Raw genomic sequence first — 18,020 nt, forward strand, 5'->3', positions numbered from 1 at the left:
CGAATCCGCCCCCCGCCCAACTTATGCACCTTCCGCGCTTCGGTTTCTCGCCCCTTGGCCCGAAGCGGCGGTCGATACGGATCAGGAGAAGCTTGCGATGACTCGGTCGACTTACGGCTTGTTAATTCTTGCATGCGGGCTCGTCGCGTCGAGTCTTCGCGACTGCCCGGTCGGCGAGGCAGGAGGCGGCTTTTTCCAAAATCGCGCCGTCGGCGGCGTCGCCGTCGATGCGAACGGCGTCCTGGAAGCCCCGACCGTGCAAGACGATCAGGAGCTCGCCCAGCTGCGCGAGCAGACCAAGCTCGATGTTCCCGCCCCGCTGCAAGAGTTCACCGAACGTCGCGCCGTTTCGCTGAAGCAAATCGAAGCGACGCTGCGCAAGTGCCAAGCCGAGATGAAGCCAGTTCCCGAGGACGTTAAGTACCTCGCCGGACTCCAACGCGTGCAGTACGTGTTCGTCTACCCTGAGCGGCAGGACATTGTCCTCGTCGGACCTGCCGAAGGCTGGCAGCTCGACGCCCTCGGCAACGTCGTCGGCGTGACGACCAATCGTCCCGTACTCTTGCTCGATGATCTGATGGTCGCCCTCCGCAGCGGCAAGACCTCGGCTCAGGAGCCGATCACCTGCTCGATCGACCCGACGGAAGAAGGCTTGGCCCGCGTGCAAGCCGTGGCCAATCGCCTCCGCGAAATGGGTAACCGCGAAGAGACTCTCGCACGCATCGAAGAGGCCCTTGGTCCCCAGCAGATCAGCGTCACGGGCGTGGCCGACACCAGCCACTTCGCCCGCACGATGGTCGCCGCCGACTTCCGGATGAAGCGGATTGCGATGGATTTCGAGCCGGCGCCGGTCAAAGGGATGCCAAGCTTCCTGACCATGGTCAATCCTAAGGGACGCGGGATGAACAATCTGCTCCCGCGCTGGTGGCTCGCCCCGAACTACGAGCCGCTGGCCCGCACCGCCGATGGCCTTGGCTGGGAACTTCGCGGCCAAGGCGTGAAGTGCATGAGCAACGAAGACTACGTCGATTCGACCGGCCAGAAGACCAATGCCGTCTCGAAGAACCCAGCCGCGGAGAAGTGGGCCGCGACGATGACCCAGAAGTACCCGGAACTGGCCGAGCGCGACTCGTCGTTCGGCGAATTGCGAAACATCATGGACCTGGCCGTGATTGGCGCCCTCATCGAGAAAGAGCAGCTGCTGGAAATCGCCAGCCTGCAGCTCCCCCGCCTATTGGGCGAGCAACCGCTCGAACGCTACCCGGCCCCGAAGCAGACCGCCAGCAAGGCGAGCGCCATTAAGCAGCGCGGCGGCTGGGTGATCAGCGCCTCGGGCGGCGTCGAGATGCTCCCTTGGCAGATTGCCAGCGAGGCCGAGACGGTCGAGGCCGTGGGCGACGTGCGGAGCGAGATGTCAGCCGACGTTGATGAGATCTGGTGGGAGTAGTCGCCACACACTTGGGTTGGCGAGTATCTCATCGCGCCAGTTAGTACGAAACAAGGGCCTGGAACCGAGCATGGTTCCAGGCCCTTATGCTTGACTGTCAAGAAATCGCCCCACGACGTGCTGAGCGAAGCGAAGAATCTGAGAGCACCTTTGGTACGTTAGATTCTTTGCTCCGCTTCGGCTTGACGAGGCGTCGACGTTATTTCGTCCAAACACGCGGGCGGACGACGCTCTTCACCAGCCCGACAGTCTCCAGCGCCCGGATGGTGATCCAGGTCACGTCGAATTCCCACCAGTGATGTCCGTGGGCTGCGGCCCGCTGATCGGCGTGGTGGTTGTTGTGCCAACCTTCGCCGTTGCTCCAGAGACCGACGAGGATGTTGTTGCGGCTGTTGTCGCTTGTCTCGTAATTGCGATAGCCCCAGACGTGGGTCACCGAGTTGACCGACCAAGTGATGTGCCACGTGGCCACGGTGCGGACGAAGACGCCCCAGACGACCAGGCTCAGCCCAAACTGCACGCCCGCCGCGAATGAACCGCCAGTCGGCCAGCCAATCGCCAGTCCCAGCAGGAAGAAGAAGAGCATACTGCCGAGGTAGATGAACAGCCAAGTGGCGCCCCGCTCCAGCTTCATATAGAACGGGTCGCGCAGCAGATCTCGCGTGAAGCGCTGATAATAGTTGACGTTGAGGAAGTCGCGGTTGCGAAACATCAGCCAACCGCAGTGCCCCCAGAGAAACGTGACGAGCGGACTATGCGGATCGGGCTGCTCGTCGGAATGCTTATGATGGATGCGATGCATCGCCACCCAGCAAGCCGGCGTATCCTGCAGCGTGCAGACGCCCAGCACGGCGAGGCTATGCTCCAGCCACTTCGGTGCGACGAATCCCTGGTGGGTCAGTAGTCGGTGATAGCAGAGGTTGATTCCGAGCGTCCCAAAGACGTACAGTCCGGCCACCGCCAACGCGACCCCCGTCCAGCTGAAGAAGTATGGCACGAACGCCAGGCAAGCCAGCAGGTGGACGAGCGGGATGCCAATGGCGTAGCGCCAGCGAACCTGGCTGGGCTTGACCGTCGTTTCGGGGCGCGGCAAGACGCGCGAGGCTGCTGTACAGGCGCCGCCATGCGATGGCGCGAGGACTGAATCCTCTTGGTCAACCTCGATCACGTCCTCAGGAAGCACAGTAGACATGAAATCTCGACGCTTGAGAGTCGCGGCAATCCTTACCTGTTAGCGTGGGATTGCCGGCCAGAGGGGTTGGGCAAAGTCGCCCATTATACTGCGGCGGCCCGTCGAGCCAAACATGGCCTCGATCGACTTTCCGGCGATGCGGGGGCTCGCCATCGTCTTATCGGCACGCTGCAAGCCATTGGACAGTAAGGCTTTGACGACCGGAAAACTCACCCGATTCCGCGACGACCTGAATAACGAAATCAGCTGACGCCCTCGCCGGGTCGCGGGACTCTCGCTTCCAGCGGCGGGACGCTCCGTAAATCGACTAGTCGGGTTGCGGGGAGTTCGGGTGCCATCTGGGCAAGAACGGGGTCGACGTATCCTGCTGCCGCCAATGCACTAAGTTCGCGGCTGGTGCGGCGGCGAGGCAAGGCAGACTTCATCAAGACGAATTCATCCGCCACCAGCGCCGCGGCCAACCGGCCCGCGATCGAGTCGCTGGTCGTCTCCCAATTGGTCGGCAGCCAGGTCCCCGGAAGTCCCGGCTCGGAGTGACGCATCCAGGGCGCCGGCCCAAAGATGGTAGCTCCCGGCTCGCCCACCCGCTGGCAAAGGAGACAATCGTCTTCGACCAGAGGAATCTCCGGCATCCAGGCATGGAGCATGTGTGCGGTGACCGTGAGCAGGTCGACGCACATCCAGTGCGCCGCGGCGTCTTCGATCGGCTCATCAGCGTGCCAGGCGCGAATCTGCTCGACTAGGGGACCGCCGCCGGCGAGCAGCACGTTGTGGGCCGGCCGTTGGAGCTCCAGCCAGCGGCGCAGGCGCGCGCCGAGGTCCGGAAGATCGAACAAGCTGCCGCCAACTTTTACAACACGAATCATCAGACAGCGGACGCAGCGTTCCTTTCTTGAGCCAATACGGCGAGGGCGTGAGCCGGAGCGCACCGACTGACGGCGGGGCCCAAGCGATGGGACAAGGATAGCACGTCCGCCTGCCACGGGAGACGACCCAGCAAATGACGCAGCAGAAATTCGCCATGGCCGCTCACGATCACGGTTTGGGGAGACTCACGCAGTCGCGAGACGACTTTCTCGACAGCCGCTTGTAGCAAGTCGAGCTGAGCGTGGCGGACCGCTGCGGCTGCTTGTCGAGCGTCTTCAGGGCCGAAGGAATCCGCGTCGGCGCAGACCATGCGAGCCAGCCGGGCAAGGGCGTGGGGCCACGTCCGAGGACGTCCGTCGGCGGTGTCGCAGTTGTCGGGCTCCTCAGGGGTCTCCCCAAGCATTAGGTACGCGTCAGCCGTCGTGGCGAACAATTCGGCGGCAAGGGGGCACTCGACTCCATGCCAGGGCAGCGACGCAATCAACGCGCACACCGGCGTGCGTTCGACGCCGGTGTAAACGAGTTCGCCGCTCACCAGTCGCTCGGAGTCGGTCAAGCCACTCGCGGTCGGACCTTGTGCATCGAGTGGAATCACATCGGCCGTCGTCGAGCCCAGATCGATCAGCAGCGCCGGCCATTGACCGACGAACCGATTCGCGAACGACGCGAGGGCATGCCAGTTGCTCGCGGCCGCTAACAGCGGCGTCCGGCAGGCAGAAACAGCGCTGACCAGTTCGCCGTCCGCTTGATAGACCTCAATTGGCCGGTCGCCTGCTGCCGACTGCACTGCCGCGAGAATCTGACGGACGCCTTCAGCCTTCGTGGAGAAGCAGTCCGCAAGTTCAGCGGTCATGGTGACGGCGAGATAATCGCTGGGAGGGCCCGATTCGATCAGGCGCCGTAGCTCCATGCCAAGTCGCTCGGGGCTACGCCAGACGGCAAAGGGGCGCGAAGCCGCGTATCCGCGGCCGTCAGCGGCTTTCAGATTCGCGCCTCCGACGTCGATAGCGAGGCAGTTCATCGGCGATTGACCCAAGTAGCGCCATCGGCGGCGAATTCGACGTGCGGGTTACGAATCGTGATCTTGACCGGTTCGCCGGTAACTGCGTGCAGCAAAGCCTCGGCGAGATTCTGGTCGATCGCCTGACGTAGCCCGACGTATGACGTCGTCACGCGCGGATTCACTTCGATCACCACATCATCGTCGCCGTTAGCGTCAGACCCGAGCACCAAATCGACCCCCACGAACCCGCGCGCTGGAGGCAGTGCGGCGAGAGCTCGTCGCGCCAGCAGCGATGCGCGCTCGGCGAGAGCTGGCTCCGCCATCAACGCTCCCCCCAAGTAGGCTAGTCGCGAATCGTTGCTGAGACGCTGCGTGCACGCCGGCAGCATCGTCACGATCGCCTCGTTGCACAAAGCGGCGACGCTGGCCGGCCGTCCCGGCCTGAACTCTTCCAACCGTCGCGCCCAGGCGTATGGCGGCGGCTCGTCGCGATGACTGGCCACGAGGCAGACGTCTTGCGAACCGGCGCCGTCTACTGGTTTCAGAACGGCCGGATAGGTGAAATCGATGGGCAGCGACGTCTCGCCTTCGGCGAGAATCACGCCGCGCGGCGTCGGTACGCCCGCATGCTGCCAGCGCTCGGCTGTGAGCTGCTTGTTCGCGGCAAGCGCCGTGAATTCTTGGGGTGCGTTCAATGTTCGGCCGCCAGCCGCAGCGATCTGTTGCGTCGTCCGTTCAAGTATCTGGTCGAACTCGGGCGCCACCGCCAATGACCAATCCGCCGCACCAGCCAGGCGATCAAATTCCTCGTGCCATTCGCCGATTGACTGCACGTCGATCACGTCGCAGCCGGGATAAGCGAGCGTGTCGAGCCGCACGTCGCGCAGCAGGCTCACTCGGCAATGGGGAAGCTTGGCAAAATCGGCGGCCAACGCCCGCGCCATCGCCGTCCCCTCCTGCAACAACGACGGCGGCAGCGGGCCAGGCTCGCCGATGAGGCCGCCGCCGGTGATCCACTCATAGAGGAAGACGTGCATGGGGCGGGTAGCTCGCGAACGCACCGGCTGCGTCATTCTGAGCGAAGCGAGACTCGAGAAGTTCGTCCGAGATGCCAGATCCTTCGCGCTGCTCAGGATGACGGGCCCTGGGTGTCTAAAAGATACCCAACTGATCGCGAGCGTCTTCCGTCATGCGATCGGGCGTCCACGGCGGATCCATCACGAGCCGCACGTCGACGGCCGCGACCCCTTCGAGATTACCGACCGCCGCCTTCGATTGGCCCAGCAGCTGCGGCCCGGCGGGACAGGCAGGGCTCGTCATCGTCATCTCGACGTCGACGTTGCACTTCCCCTCTTCGACGTCGGAGATCTTCACGTCGTAGATCAAGCCGAGGTCGACGATGTTGACGAATAACTCGGGGTCGATCACCGTCTTGAGGGCTTCGCGCACCGTGTCTTCAGCGATTGCCATTCTATGCTCCTCGTAATTAGGCGTCGTGCAGTCGCACGAACACCTGATCCCCTTCAACCTTCACCTCGTGCGCGACGGTCGGTTTCGTTGCCGGCATCGTCATCGCCGCGCCGGTCGCCAAATCGAACTTGGCCCCATGCCGCGGACAGGCGATCGAACGGTCGGCAACGTCGACCGGGCCATCGCTCAGCGGTCCGCCGTCGTGGGTGCAGACGTCGTCGAGGGCGTACCAATGGCCGGCAGCATGAATAAGCACCACCAACCGATCGTCGACTTCCACCAACATCGATCCGGGATCGACGACCTCGCCGACTTTCGCAACCGGAATGAACTCGGACATCTACTGACTACCGCCTTGCTTGGCCTGCATCGCACATAGCGACGCGCGTTGATTGACTTGTGCTAGATATCCCGCACGCGCTGGCCGATCGCCTCGCCGAGCGCTTCGCTGACGCTCTCGATCGGAATGCGGTCGAAGACTTGTTGGAAGAAGCCCTCCACGATCATGCGGACGGCTTCCTGGCGGGTGTAGCCGCGGGTCATGGCGTAGAAGACCTGCTGCTCGTCGACGCGGCCGCTGGTGCTGCCGTGAGTGCAGCGAACGTCGTCGGCTTCGATCTCCAGGCCCGGAATCGAGTCGGCGCGAGCGGTGCGCGACAACATGAGATTGTCGTTCCGCTGATAGGCGTCCGTCCGTTGGGCCGGCTTGTCGACCTTGATCATGCCGCGCCACACTGTTCGCGACTCGTCCTGCAGCGCGGCCTTGTAGAGCAAGTCGCTGCGGCAATGGGACGCCAGGTGATGCTGGTGAGTGTTGTACGACAGGTGCTGCCGGCCCTGGGTGAACATCACGCCGTTCACTTGAGCCTCGGCATCCTGCCCCGTCAGTGCGACGTGCTGGTTGACCTTCGCCAGCCGGCTGCCGAGGGCCCCGATCGTCCATTGCAGATGGCCCCGAGCCGCAATGTGCGCTTTCTGGTGAGCGAAGTGCCACACCTGATCGCCCCAGTTCTGCAGGCTGACATATCGCAACCTGGCGCCCGGTTCGACGAGCAACTCAATCGACCCGCAATGGAACCCTCGTCCATGTTGGGAAATGCTCGCCGTTTCCGACAGCAACGTCGCCTCGGCGCCTTCCTCAACGATGACCAGCGTCCGATTCAAGTCGATGCCGCCATCGGTCATCGCCGAAAGTGAATGGAGCGGCTCATCGACCGCGACTCTCTTCGGGACGTAGAGCAGCGCCCCGCCGGCCCAGGCAGCCGCGTTGAGCGCCGCGAACTTGTCGCGGCTTGCATCGACGACGCGACGTTCGAAATAGGGTCGCAGCAAGTCGCCATGCTCCGCGACTATCGTCGCCAAGTCGCCGAACAGCACGCCTTTGGCGGCCCATTTCTCCGCGAGCTGAGCCCCGACGACGACGCTGTCGCTCGTCACCGTGCTGCCGCCGAGCGCGACGCCTTCAGCCAACAGCGAACGCGGCATGTCGCTGCCGACCGGCGCGCCGGTCGGGAAGCCGAAACGATCGAGCTTGAACAGCCGAATGTCGGTTCGCACCCACTCTTCGTCGTTGCGAGCGGGCATCGCCAACTCGTTGAAGCGGGCCCACGCGGCGCGGCGCAGATCGACGAGCCAACCAGGCTCGCTGCGCGAATCGAGGAACGAATCGAAGGCCTCTTGGGTAAACCCGGCGGCCGTTAACGTGTGTGACATCAATCTCTACTTGTTCAACGACTCTGTCTTACTCAAATAACTCATCGACTGGCATGGTCCAGCCTGGGACGGCGGGCTCGGCTTCGGCCATCTCGCCGCGGCGATAAATCGCCGGCTGCTCCGGGACGCCTGGGCGATAGACGCGAACGACGTCTTCGCTCAGCACGTCGACGTTCCATACCACTTTCGTTCCCGCGGCGAAGTAATCGGTCCGCTTCTTCGCCATCTCTCGCTCTGCCCCGGGGCCGTAGTCGTCATCGCTGCGAACCTCTGCAGCAAAGTCTGGCGGTATCGGGAGAAACTTCATGCCCGCCCGTGGCCCCGTGTAGTACGAAGCGTCTGGGCAGAACGACTTACGATTGGGCAAATCGGCCAGGAACGCCACGCTACCGTTGCAGGCTCTGCCCCCATACCGTTTCGCGTAAGCGTACAAACTGAACAGAATCTCACCAGCAGCTGTGCCCGGAAGTTCTCCAGTCGGACTTATGAGCACGATTCGTCCGTCGACGATCTCCGCCTTGCCTTCCGTTCGGTACAAGTCAGCGATCAGTTTTTCCGTCAACGGATCGGAGATGGTGCTCATGACAGTCCCTCCTCTCGTTTGAGGCGGCAGTCCTTACCCAACGCTCCCTTCCATCTGTAGTTCAATCAGCCGGTTCATCTCCACCGCGTACTCCATCGGCAGCTCTTTGATCAGCGGCTCAATAAACCCGCTCACGATCATCGAGCTCGATTCCGCTTCGCTCAGCCCGCGACTCATCAAGTAGAAGAGCTGCTCTTCCCCGATGCGCGAGACGCTCGCTTCGTGCTCAATCTGCACGTCCGACTCTTCGACTTCGATGTAGGGGTACGTATCGCTGCGACTTTGCGGGTCAAGAATGAGCGCATCGCAGACGACGTTGCTCTTGCAGCCGGTGGCGCCTTTTTCCACCTTGCAGAGGCCGCGGTAGCTCGAACGGCCGCCGTTCTTGCTGATGCTCTTCGAGATGATGCGGCTCTTCGTGTTCGGAGCACAGTGAACGACCTTCGCCCCGGCGTCCTGATGTTGCCCCTTCGAAGAGAACGCAATCGATAGGATCTCGCCGCGGGCCCCCGGTTCCATCATGTAGACGGCTGGGTACTTCATCGTCAGACGGCTGCCGAGGTTGCCGTCAATCCACTCCATGAGCGAATCCTCGTACGCCATCGCCCGCTTGGTGACGAGGTTGTAGATGTTGTTCGCCCAGTTCTGGATCGTCGTGTAGCGGCAGCGGCCATGCTTTTTCACGATGATCTCGACCACGGCTGAGTGGAGGCTCTCGGTCGTGTACATCGGGGCGGTGCAGCCTTCGACGTAATGAACCTCGGCGCCTTCGTCGACGATGATCAGCGTCCGCTCGAACTGGCCCATTTGCTCCGCGTTGATGCGGAAGTACGCCTGCAGCGGGAATTCGATCTTCACGCCCGGCGGCACGTAGATGAACGACCCGCCCGACCAGACGGCCGAGTTAAGGGCAGCGAACTTGTTGTCCTCGGGCGGGATGATCTTGCCGAAGTATTCGCGGAGCAGATCGGGATGATCGCGCAGGGCCGTGTCGGTGTCGGTGAAGAGAACCCCCTTCTTGCCGAGGTCTTCCTGCAGCGAACCGTAGACGACTTCGCTCTCGAACTGGGCCTTCACGCCGGCCAGGTACTTTTTCTCGGCCTCCGGAATGCCAAGCCGATCGAACGTGTCCTTAATGTCCTGCGGCACGTCATCCCAGGTCTTGCCCTGTTGATCGGTCGGCTTCAGATAGTAGTAGATGTCTTGGAAGTCGATCCCGATATCGCCGCCCCAACGAGGCATTGGCTTTGACTCAAAGATTTTGAGCGAGCGGAGGCGGAAGTCGCGCATCCACCCCGGCTCCTTCTTCATCTCGGAGATTTGAGCGACGATATTGGCGTTCAAGCCGCGCGCGGCGCGGAAGACGTCGTGCGACGGCGTGATGAAGTCGTACTTGTTGATCTCGCCAATAGTGCCGTTTTCAAGCAGGTCGGTAGCCATGATTGACCCCCTTCCGGGGAAATGTATCCGTTGCGTTCTGTTTCTGTATCTCTGTTCCGGCAAACGCCGAGCGGCGGCGCGCTAAACGGCAGCCGTCGTTTGCTGCATTTCGGCGTCGGCAGCTGCCGCGTCGGGGTAGGCCGCGCGAATGCGGTCGTACCCTTCGGTGTACAACTCTTGGGCAAGCTCAACCCCGCCCGTCTCGACGATCCGCCCGCCAAGCATCACATGCGTGAAGTCGGGGACATTGTTCTCGAGCAGTTTGTCGTGGTGCGTGATGATGAGAATCCCCATCTCCTCGCCTTCGGCTTGCTCGCGGCCGATCTGGGCGATGCTTTGGCTGGCCAACTTCACGGCATCGACGTCGAGGCCGCTGTCGGTCTCGTCGAGAATCGCAAACTTCGGCCGCAGCATCGCCATCTGCAGGATCTCGGCCCGCTTCATCTCGCCCCCCGAGAAACCGTCATTGACGTAACGACGGGCGAATTCGACGTCCATCTTCAGTTGATCCATCTTCTCGGTCAGTTCCTTACGGAACTGCCGCATCGGAATCAGCTCTTCGCCCTCTTTGCGGCGCGGATTGCGCACGTTCGTCGTCGCGTGGCGGAGGAAGTCGGCCATCTTGACGCCTGGAATCGCCATTGGCCGTTGGAAGGCCATGAAGATGCCGGCCCGAGCCCGTTCGGAGGCATCCATCGCCAGCACATCTTCGCCGTTTAATTCGATCGTCCCTTCAGTCACCTCGTAGTTCGGGTGCCCCATGATCGCATTGCCCAACGTGCTTTTGCCGGAGCCATTCGGCCCCATGAGGGCGTGGGTCTCGCCGCGGCGGATCGTGAGATTCACGCCGCGCAGAATCGGCTTGCCTTCAACCGAGACGTGGAGTTTCGAGATCTTTAGCGTTTCTGTCATCGCAACAATAGATTCGGTTCGAGACGCCCAATTGGATTTAAGCAAGCCGAGGCGTCTCACTCCCCGCTTGAGTCGTGGAAAAATTACCCAGTGATCTTCTGATGATCAAACAACGGCGCCGTCTCAATCGGACTCGCCACATACCCGCTGTGATGCGGCACCGGCAACTCGTCCTCCACCTTCCTGCCAATTGCCTGGCCGGGAATGCGGGCGATTCGGTGACCCTTGATCTTGTCCTGGATCCGCATCAATCCCTCGAGCAGCGCCTCGGGTCGGGGCGGGCAGCCGGGGACGTAAACATCCACCGGCACCACCAAGTCGACCCCCTTCACCACGTGATAGCCATACTTGAAATACGGCCCGCCGCCGACAGTGCAGGCGCCCATGGCGATCACAAACTTCGGGTCGGGCATCATGTTGTAAAGTCGCCGAACGCGGCTGGCCATTTTGTATGTTACTGTGCCAGCGACGATCATTAGGTCTGCTTGCCGCGGAGTGGCGCGGAACGCCCCGGCGCCAAACCGATCCATGTCGTAGCGGCTTGCTCCCGCAGCCATCATCTCGATCGCACAGCATGCCAAGCCAAACGTCAGCGGCCAAATGCTGGCCTGCCGCGCCCAATTGATCGCTTGCTCCACGGTCGTCGTGATGACGTTTTCCTCAAACCGTCCTTCAATCCAAGGTTGCGACATAGCGGTTCGATCGTCCTGTGAGTTGATAGCGGCGCGTCCACTTGCCCGGTCGTCGGCGTCTGGGCCCTCAGCCTTTCGGTCTGCACCGAACAAGAAGCCCAAAACCCTTACGGCGAAAGGCTTAGCGTATCACGCTAGCTCGCGCCCGACTAGGAGTCGCCACTCGCTTCAGCCCGCTGCTCCACTTGCTTCGAAGGTACAACAATTCGCTCCATCGAGCCGGCACGAACTCAGCCGCATCGACTCGCCGAGCACGCTCGACAACAACATCTTTTCCATCGCACAGACGCCCCGATCATGCTCGGCAAGGTCGGGGTAGGGGCAAGCCAGCGCGGTCAACACCGGCAACTCCCCTGACGCTGATTCATGGTATTCGAACGGCACATCCTGGCTCGCCATCAGGCGGGCCAAATCGGCCATCCGCTCCTTCACCGTTTCGCCTTGAATCTGACCGCGGTAGCTCTCGGCTAAGCGGTCGGAGACTCGCTTCAACAGGCCGCGACGAATCTCGGGGTCACGAATCTCGCGGATCTCGTCCCATAGCACCTGCACGAGCGGGCCGTAGTTGTTGCCGCCCGACCGAATTCCGGCGGGCGTCAACGAGTAACGATGCGTCGGCCGGCCGCGACCCGCAGCTGCCGACTCGCGGGCGACGAGCCCATGCTCCATCAACCGCGTCAGCCTCTGGCGCACCGCCGTCGCGGTAACGCCCGTGAACTCAACCAAATCGCTCACGCTTGCAACGGCATGGCGGCGCAAGTAATCGACAATCGTTTGGTCAGAGAGTTCGGTGATCGCGTTCATAGCTCTTTTTACTGCTGGGCGATGAGCCGCATGACACTCAATACTAACGCCAAGCCGATTTGTGACAACCGCCTATTTGATAAATACCTAAGTGTGCAAATTCAAGAAGCTGTAAGTCATTGACACGGAAGATGTTATTCGATAAAAGTCAGCCTCTGCTAGCGTCACATGACGGGCGTTACGCACACGATTAGAGGTCAAATCAGACGTTGGCAGAGGAGGCGACTAGGTGTCGAGCAAATCCCCAGCGGGCGGCGAGCAGTGGGCCTCCCGAATCGGCGTCATTCTGGCAGTCGCCGGCTCGGCTGTCGGACTCGGCAATTTTCTACGATTCCCGGGTCAGGCCGCCCAGCACGGCGGCGGCGCCTTCATGATTCCGTATTTCATCTCCCTACTGGTTCTGGGGATTCCCCTGTGCTGGGCCGAATGGACGATGGGCCGGTATGGGGGCCTCAACGGGTTCAACTCCGCTCCCGGCATCTACAGCACACTCTGGAAAAGCCGGTGGGCGCGGTACTTCGGAGCGATTGCGCTTGTCGTCCCTCTCGTGATCTACATGTACTACGTCGTCATCGAGGCATGGTGCCTGGGGTACGCGATCCAGTACCTCACCGGTTCGTTGATGAAAGAAGGAAGCAACGCCGAAGTCTTCCAGACGCACTTCGATGAATTCGTTGGGGCCGACGCCAATGGTGCCTTGTTCCAGTCGAGACGCCTGGGGTTTCTGGTCATCTTGGCGGGGACGTTTATCGCGAATTTTGTGTTGATCTATCGGGGCGTGAGCAAAGGGATTGAAACCTTTTGCCGCGTTGCGATGCCGGCGATGGCAGTGCTCGCGTTCATCGTACTGATCCGAGTTTTGACGCTCGGTACTCCAGATCCCAGTAAGCCAGACCAATCCGTCTTGGGCGGACTTGGATTCATGTGGAATCCCGACTTCTCTCACCTATCCGATCCGCAGATGTGGCTCGCCGCGGCCGGTCAAATCTTCTTCACGCTGTCGGTCGGCTTCGGCATTGTCATCAACTATGCGAGCTATTTGAAACGCAAGGACGACGTCGTCCTCAGCGGCGTGACCGCCTGCAGCGTTAATGAGTTCTTTGAAGTCTGCTTCGGCGGACTGATCACGCTGCCGGCGGCGTTCATTTTCCTCGGTGCGGCTGCGGGTTCGCAAGGAACGTTTGATCTCGGCTTCAAGGCGCTGCCGAACGTTTTTGCACAGATGCCTGGCGGGAGGATCATTGGGTTCTTGTGGTTCATCGTGTTGTTCATCGCGGCCATCACGAGCAGCATTTCGATGCTGCAGCCTGTCATCGCCTTCTTCGAAGAAGGGTTCGGACTGAAGCGGCATGCGTCGGCGGCGATGTTGGGACTCGTGTCGGCGCTCGGATGCGGTTTCGTCCTCTACTTCTCCGAGGGGATGGTGGCGCTAGATACCCTCGACTTCTGGGTAGGCAGCGTCCTGATTATCATGCTCGCGCTCATTCAAGCGATCATTTACGGTTGGTGCTTCGGGATCGAGCGAGGAGCCGAGGAAGCCCACGTCGGCGCCCACATGCGGATTCCGCATTTCGTGCAGTTGATGCTGAAGTACGTCGTGCCGGTCTACCTCATCACGATTTTTGCTATGTTTTGCTGGAATAACGTCCCGAGCCAAGACATCGACGTCGCAACGCTCGATGCCAACGTGGTCGCCGGCCTTCAAGAGGGCGAATTGGGTACGACGCTACTAGCGACGCTTGCCGCCCATGACATCGAGGCGCCGGCGGGATCCAAGTTGGTGAGTGACGGCAGCGATTGGCGGATTGTCGATGCCGACGACGCGCTGCTCATTAAGCTGAGCGGAGGCGAAGACGGCGTGGCTTTGCAACGTCACAAAGCGGGATATTATGAAAACATCGTCAACAATCCGGTCGCTCTGGCGTCGGTCCTGTTCATTGCCATTATTCTCGCCTTCCTGTTGCTCCTGGTGCATATCGCCGGCCGCCGCTGGGAAACCGAAGGACGTTTGACTTATCCGTGAGTCAGTCGTCTTTCCCGTCGACCATTGCGTATGTTCGAAACCAATTAGCGGAAACAGACAAAATGAGTTGGATTAGTCTTGCGGCCACCGAGGCGCTGAACGGTCAAGGGTGGACGATCATGCTGATCTCGGTCGGCTCCGTCGTGTCGTTGACTTTCTACTGCATACGTCGCGTGCTTCAGCTCCCTACCGAAGACGTCGAGGACATTAAGGGGCCGCTTGAAATCGACACGGGCGACACCCAGGACGCTGATTGACTTCTTTGTCGGTTGATGGGTCTCGCGTCCCTGACTCTTCGCGCCGCTTGCCATGCCTCTCGATGAACTGATCCCCGTCCTGCAGACCGCCATCGGCCCGGTGATTCTCATCTCCGGCGTCGGGATGCTGCTGTTGACGATGACCAACCGACTCGGCCGGACCATTGATCGCTCGCGGGCGCTCATTGTACTCCGCAGCGCGTCGTCCAATTCCCGCCGGTTGGCCGTTGAGCTCCAATTGGGAATTCTCTGGAAGCGGGCCCGGTTGCTTCGTCAGGCAATCACTCTCGCTACCGTGGCCGCCCTGTTAGCCGCGTTCTTGATCATCGTCCTGTTCATGGGGACGTTGGTCGATTTGCACGTTACGGTCGTGGTGATTCTGCTATTTACCGCGTGCCTCACGAGTCTCATCGGCTCGTTGCTGTTCTTCCTGCGCGACATCAATCTTTCGCTGCGAGCGCTGACTCATGAGTTGGAGCAGGGGGTCGAGTAGATTGAGCGGTTACTGCTGATCACACGGGGAAGTAGTTCTCAACAACGGCATAAAACGCGGCGGGCGATTTAATGGTCGCGACATGTTTCCGAAAGTCGCGGGCACCGGGACGTCCTTGGGCGTAGCAGCAGGCGTACTTCCGCATGAGGACGCTGGCCTTCTCGTCGCCGAAGCGCTCGCGCACCAGTTCGAAGTGATGGATCATCAGCTCCCGCTGCTCTGCGAGCGTTGGGTCGGCCGGGATCGGTTCGCCGCGGACGGCGGCGGCGGCTTGAGCATAGAGCCAGGGCTTGTTCAGCGCCGCGCGGGCGATCATCACGCCGTCGACGTCGTACCGCTCGAATGCCGCGACGACTTTCGCCGCCGAGTCGAGATCGCCGTTGCCGATAAGCGGGATCCGCTTGAGATGCGGCTTGATGGCGCTGATCAGATCCCAATCGGCTTCGCCGCTGAACATGTCGGCCGCCGTTCGTCCATGAACCGTGAGGGCCGCGGCGCCGGCGCCTTCGACGACCTGGGCGACGTCAATTGCGTTGATTCTATCTCGGGAGCAGCCGAGCCGAATCTTCGCGGTGACCGGCGTCGGGGCGCACGCCTTCACGACGCGTTCGATAATCTCCCCCATCCGGTCGGGGAACCGCAGCAGGTACGAGCCGCTGTGGGCCTTCTGCGTCACTTGTCGCACCGGGCAGCCGAAGTTGATGTCGACGACGCTCACCTGGTACTCGGTCGCGAGGCGGGCGCCGACCTTGGCGAGCGTCTCGGGTTCGTTATCCCAGATTTGCACGGCTAAGGGGCGGGGCTCCGCGGCCACGCCCCAGAGGCGGTCAGGGTGCTCCGCTTCGTGCTCGTCCATCCAGACGAAGCCGCGAGCGTTCACCATTTCGGTCGCGAGCAAGCCTGCGCCGCCGAACTCGCGAACAATCTGCCGGAACGCGTAGTTGGTGAACCCCGCCATCGGCGCCTGTAAGATTGGCGGGTCGACGAGCAGCGGCCCGATATAGAACGGTTTCGCCAGTGGCCTGGGTAGCTCCGTGTCGCGTGCCGATGTTGGAATGGTCGTCGTTGCCATATGTGCGAAGAGCCCCCGGGATTCACCCGGGGGCTCGCTTTGCTTGTTCCCTAGTGCTCTGAGCTCAACGTCATCGTTACTCGCGGTCCATGAGGTTGCGGAGCCGGCTGACGACGATGGACCGTTCCCGATCGCGGCCGAGCAGACGCTGCAACGGCCGGCGAACCTCCTGCCGCCGCTCGGCTTGGAACGTCGGCTTCGCGCCGCTGCCAGTCTTGGCGGCGTCGCCAGCGAGGGCATTCGCCTCAGCGGGTTCTTCCGCCGACGCTGGTTCGATGCCGCCCTGGCCCCAGCGCAACTGGTCGACGGGCGCCGAGGTCCGAATCATCATTGCGACGAGCCGATCGGCGGGGACGTCGGCCGGCGCGGCGAGCTCGGTGTAAGCGGCGATTTCCTGATTGTATTCGCGGGCACGGGCGACGAACTGTTGCCGCTGGAGCGACAACAGTTGCTGCGCCCGCAACAGCTCGGTCCCGTCGTTGGCGGGGTTACGCAGCGAGACTTCCTGTTGCAGGGCGGCCTGGGCATCGTCAATCGCCTGGGTCATCGAACGGAGTTGCCCGTGTCGGAGAGCCAGCACGTCGGCGAGCTTCTTGGCGACGAGGTCGGGTCGCGACGCGAAGATCTCGTCGTACTCCGCGTTGTAGCGGCCGCAGTGGGGGACGTCGGCCGGAACCGGAAGGGCCGACGACGCTGTGCCGCCGAGCAGCGTGTGGAGCTGCAACTGGGCCGCTTGGGCGGCAACGCGAGCGGCGTCGATGCGCGTCTTCGCATCGGCGAGGCGAACGTCCCATTGCTTGCTGGGCGCGGTGATCCCGGCGCGGAACGTCTCGAGTTCCTGAGCCTCGTGGATCGCCAGATAATAGTCGGCCACCGCGGCCGCCAGGTCCCAGTAAGCCTTGGCCCGCTGCGTCTGGTCTTGCCGCGAGTGTGAATCGCGCACTGCCTCGCCGAGCGTGATCGGGGCGCCCGCGAGTGGGGCGCCGCTGGGGGCCTTCATCAGTTCCTGCATCAGCTTGGTAGGCCGGGGGCCGCTGATCAGGGCCGAGCGTTCCGACGCGCCGGCGGGCTGCGCAGGTGGCGAGAAGGGTTGCGTTGCGGCCGCCGCTGGGGGCGGGGTGTCTGGCGTGGTCGCCGCGGCTGGTTGCTGGGTTGCCGTACCGGCCGGCGTCGGCCCGGCCGCTTCGGGCGCGGCTTGATTGGGCTGAGCGAACAGGCTCGCATAGTCGGGCGTCGCTGCGGTCTCGGTGGCCGGGGCCGCGGCGGCGGGCTCGGGCGCCGCGGTCGTTGACTCCGCAGGAGACGACGTGTCAGCGGCGGGCGCTGCGGCGGGGGTGGCCGGCGAGTCGGCGTAGGGATTGGCGTGGGCGACTTGCCCGAGGCAGGCCAGGGTCATCCCGGCGAGTAACAACCTCATCGTGTGAATCCTCCGTCGTGAGTCGGCGCGGAACGCGCGGGTAGGCTCGGTGGGCGGGTGGTTCAGGGCGGGAAAGGGGCCGAATTCCCGGAGTAGCGAAGGTACTAGCGTCGCACGGGGCGAGGCGGCAGTCAATCGCCGCGAACCGTCGTCGGCGTACGGGCAGGCGGCCCGGTTCAAACCAGGTGGTTTCGCGAAGCCAGGGAGAGTTGCGAAGGCTGGCAGGCGGGTTTTGTCCGATAACGCCGGGCGTGAAATGCGATCTGCGCGGACAAAACCTCGATGAGGGCGGTGAGGCGACGCGAAATTTCGCGCCAAACCCGACAAATAAGGCCAGCGGCGTGTGGAAGGGTTTTGTCCCATCGGCATGGACTCAACGTGAATAAAATGGGCGGCGCTTAAGTCTCAATACATTGGCGCTGACGGGTCCGCTGGATGCGACCCTGCAGACCCTCAATGGCTCCGTTTTGTACGGGCGTTCACTATAGCAGGTTGGGTGGCCAATTTCTGTAGAAAAGTTGCCCGATTTTCTCTCGCAGCGAGTGAGGTATTTCGCCGAGGCGCAGAGCGTTGCAGCCGTTTACTTCGCGATTGGTTGCAGCGCGTGACGCTCGGGGCGACGACTCACGGCGCCG

General features: G+C 62.2%; 19 protein-coding genes. 5 read left to right on the forward strand and 14 right to left on the reverse strand.

What is annotated here, in order from left to right; all coding sequences use genetic code 11:
- Positions 1-97 precede the first annotated feature (97 nt).
- Positions 98-1,447 carry a DUF1598 domain-containing protein gene (locus tag I41_RS14350; RefSeq protein WP_145433426.1) on the forward strand — a complete coding sequence of 450 codons (1,350 nt, stop codon included), beginning with the start codon at positions 98-100 and terminating at the stop codon, positions 1,445-1,447.
- Between the two features lie 199 nt (positions 1,448-1,646).
- Here I41_RS14350 and I41_RS14355 read toward each other — a convergent pair whose 3' ends face one another.
- Positions 1,647-2,639 (reverse strand): acyl-CoA desaturase, encoded by a 993-nt coding sequence (locus tag I41_RS14355; protein ID WP_145433428.1) that lies wholly within the window; start codon positions 2,637-2,639, stop codon positions 1,647-1,649.
- A 112-nt stretch (positions 2,640-2,751) separates the two neighbouring features.
- On the opposite strand from I41_RS14355, the gene I41_RS27285 reads away from it, so the two are divergent.
- Positions 2,752-2,889: a hypothetical protein gene (locus tag I41_RS27285; RefSeq protein WP_168206910.1), complete on the forward strand. Its 138-nt coding sequence runs from the start codon at positions 2,752-2,754 to the stop codon at positions 2,887-2,889.
- Here I41_RS27285 and I41_RS14360 read toward each other — a convergent pair.
- The 11 genes from I41_RS14360 to I41_RS14410 all read right to left on the reverse strand — a co-directional run bounded on the left by I41_RS14360 (position 2,882) and on the right by I41_RS14410 (position 12,123).
- Complete coding sequence (locus I41_RS14360; protein WP_145433430.1) at positions 2,882-3,505, reverse strand: amino acid kinase family protein; 624 nt, start codon at positions 3,503-3,505, stop codon at positions 2,882-2,884. The genes I41_RS27285 and I41_RS14360 overlap by 8 nt on opposite strands.
- On the reverse strand, positions 3,505-4,527 hold the full coding sequence (locus I41_RS14365) for a hydantoinase/oxoprolinase family protein (protein WP_145433431.1): 1,023 nt from the start codon (positions 4,525-4,527) through the stop codon (positions 3,505-3,507). Before I41_RS14365 ends, I41_RS14360 begins: the two co-directional genes overlap by 1 nt.
- Complete coding sequence (locus tag I41_RS14370; protein ID WP_168206911.1) at positions 4,524-5,546, reverse strand: ATP-grasp domain-containing protein; 1,023 nt, start codon at positions 5,544-5,546, stop codon at positions 4,524-4,526. The genes I41_RS14365 and I41_RS14370 overlap by 4 nt, the downstream gene beginning before the upstream one ends.
- A gap of 115 nt (positions 5,547-5,661) precedes the next feature.
- A complete protein-coding gene (locus tag I41_RS14375) occupies positions 5,662-5,979 on the reverse strand; it encodes a metal-sulfur cluster assembly factor (RefSeq protein ID WP_145433435.1) in 318 nt (105 codons plus the stop codon).
- 16 nt (positions 5,980-5,995) lie between these two features.
- Positions 5,996-6,319: a Rieske (2Fe-2S) protein gene (locus I41_RS14380; protein ID WP_145433437.1), complete on the reverse strand. Its 324-nt coding sequence runs from the start codon at positions 6,317-6,319 to the stop codon at positions 5,996-5,998.
- 62 nt (positions 6,320-6,381) lie between these two features.
- A complete protein-coding gene (gene sufD, locus I41_RS14385; RefSeq protein ID WP_145433439.1) occupies positions 6,382-7,692 on the reverse strand; it encodes a Fe-S cluster assembly protein SufD in 1,311 nt (436 codons plus the stop codon).
- Between the two features lie 28 nt (positions 7,693-7,720).
- Positions 7,721-8,275, reverse strand: coding sequence for a Uma2 family endonuclease (locus I41_RS14390; RefSeq protein ID WP_145433441.1), 555 nt, complete (start codon positions 8,273-8,275; stop codon positions 7,721-7,723).
- Positions 8,276-8,308: 33 nt separating this feature from the next.
- A complete protein-coding gene (sufB, locus tag I41_RS14395; RefSeq protein ID WP_145433443.1) occupies positions 8,309-9,715 on the reverse strand; it encodes a Fe-S cluster assembly protein SufB in 1,407 nt (468 codons plus the stop codon).
- Between the two features lie 81 nt (positions 9,716-9,796).
- Positions 9,797-10,627 (reverse strand): Fe-S cluster assembly ATPase SufC, encoded by an 831-nt coding sequence (sufC, locus tag I41_RS14400; protein WP_145433445.1) that lies wholly within the window; start codon positions 10,625-10,627, stop codon positions 9,797-9,799.
- Between the two features lie 83 nt (positions 10,628-10,710).
- Entirely contained in the window at positions 10,711-11,319 is a 609-nt protein-coding gene (locus I41_RS14405) for an NADH-quinone oxidoreductase subunit B (protein WP_145433447.1), read from the reverse strand.
- A gap of 168 nt (positions 11,320-11,487) precedes the next feature.
- Positions 11,488-12,123 carry a helix-turn-helix transcriptional regulator gene (locus I41_RS14410; RefSeq protein ID WP_145433449.1) on the reverse strand — a complete coding sequence of 212 codons (636 nt, stop codon included), beginning with the start codon at positions 12,121-12,123 and terminating at the stop codon, positions 11,488-11,490.
- Positions 12,124-12,352: 229 nt separating this feature from the next.
- Here I41_RS14410 and I41_RS14415 point away from each other — a divergent pair, with 229 nt between their 5' ends.
- The 3 genes from I41_RS14415 (at position 12,353) to I41_RS14425 (ending at position 14,896) form a co-directional block, all read left to right on the forward strand.
- Positions 12,353-14,146 (forward strand): sodium-dependent transporter, encoded by a 1,794-nt coding sequence (locus I41_RS14415; protein ID WP_145433451.1) that lies wholly within the window; start codon positions 12,353-12,355, stop codon positions 14,144-14,146.
- 62 nt (positions 14,147-14,208) lie between these two features.
- A complete protein-coding gene (locus I41_RS14420; RefSeq protein ID WP_145433453.1) occupies positions 14,209-14,403 on the forward strand; it encodes a hypothetical protein in 195 nt (64 codons plus the stop codon).
- 52 nt (positions 14,404-14,455) lie between these two features.
- Complete coding sequence (locus tag I41_RS14425; protein WP_145433455.1) at positions 14,456-14,896, forward strand: DUF2721 domain-containing protein; 441 nt, start codon at positions 14,456-14,458, stop codon at positions 14,894-14,896.
- A gap of 19 nt (positions 14,897-14,915) precedes the next feature.
- On the opposite strand, the gene dusB is transcribed toward I41_RS14425, so the two are convergent.
- Together dusB and I41_RS14435 are read right to left on the reverse strand one after the other, a co-directional pair.
- A complete protein-coding gene (gene dusB / locus I41_RS14430) occupies positions 14,916-15,968 on the reverse strand; it encodes a tRNA dihydrouridine synthase DusB (RefSeq protein ID WP_145433457.1) in 1,053 nt (350 codons plus the stop codon).
- A 76-nt stretch (positions 15,969-16,044) separates the two neighbouring features.
- Entirely contained in the window at positions 16,045-17,385 is a 1,341-nt protein-coding gene (locus I41_RS14435) for a hypothetical protein (protein WP_145433459.1), read from the reverse strand.
- Between the last annotated feature and the right edge of the window lie 635 nt (positions 17,386-18,020).

The organism is Lacipirellula limnantheis (assembly GCF_007746075.1).
GTDB lineage: Bacteria > Planctomycetota > Planctomycetia > Pirellulales > Lacipirellulaceae > Lacipirellula > Lacipirellula limnantheis.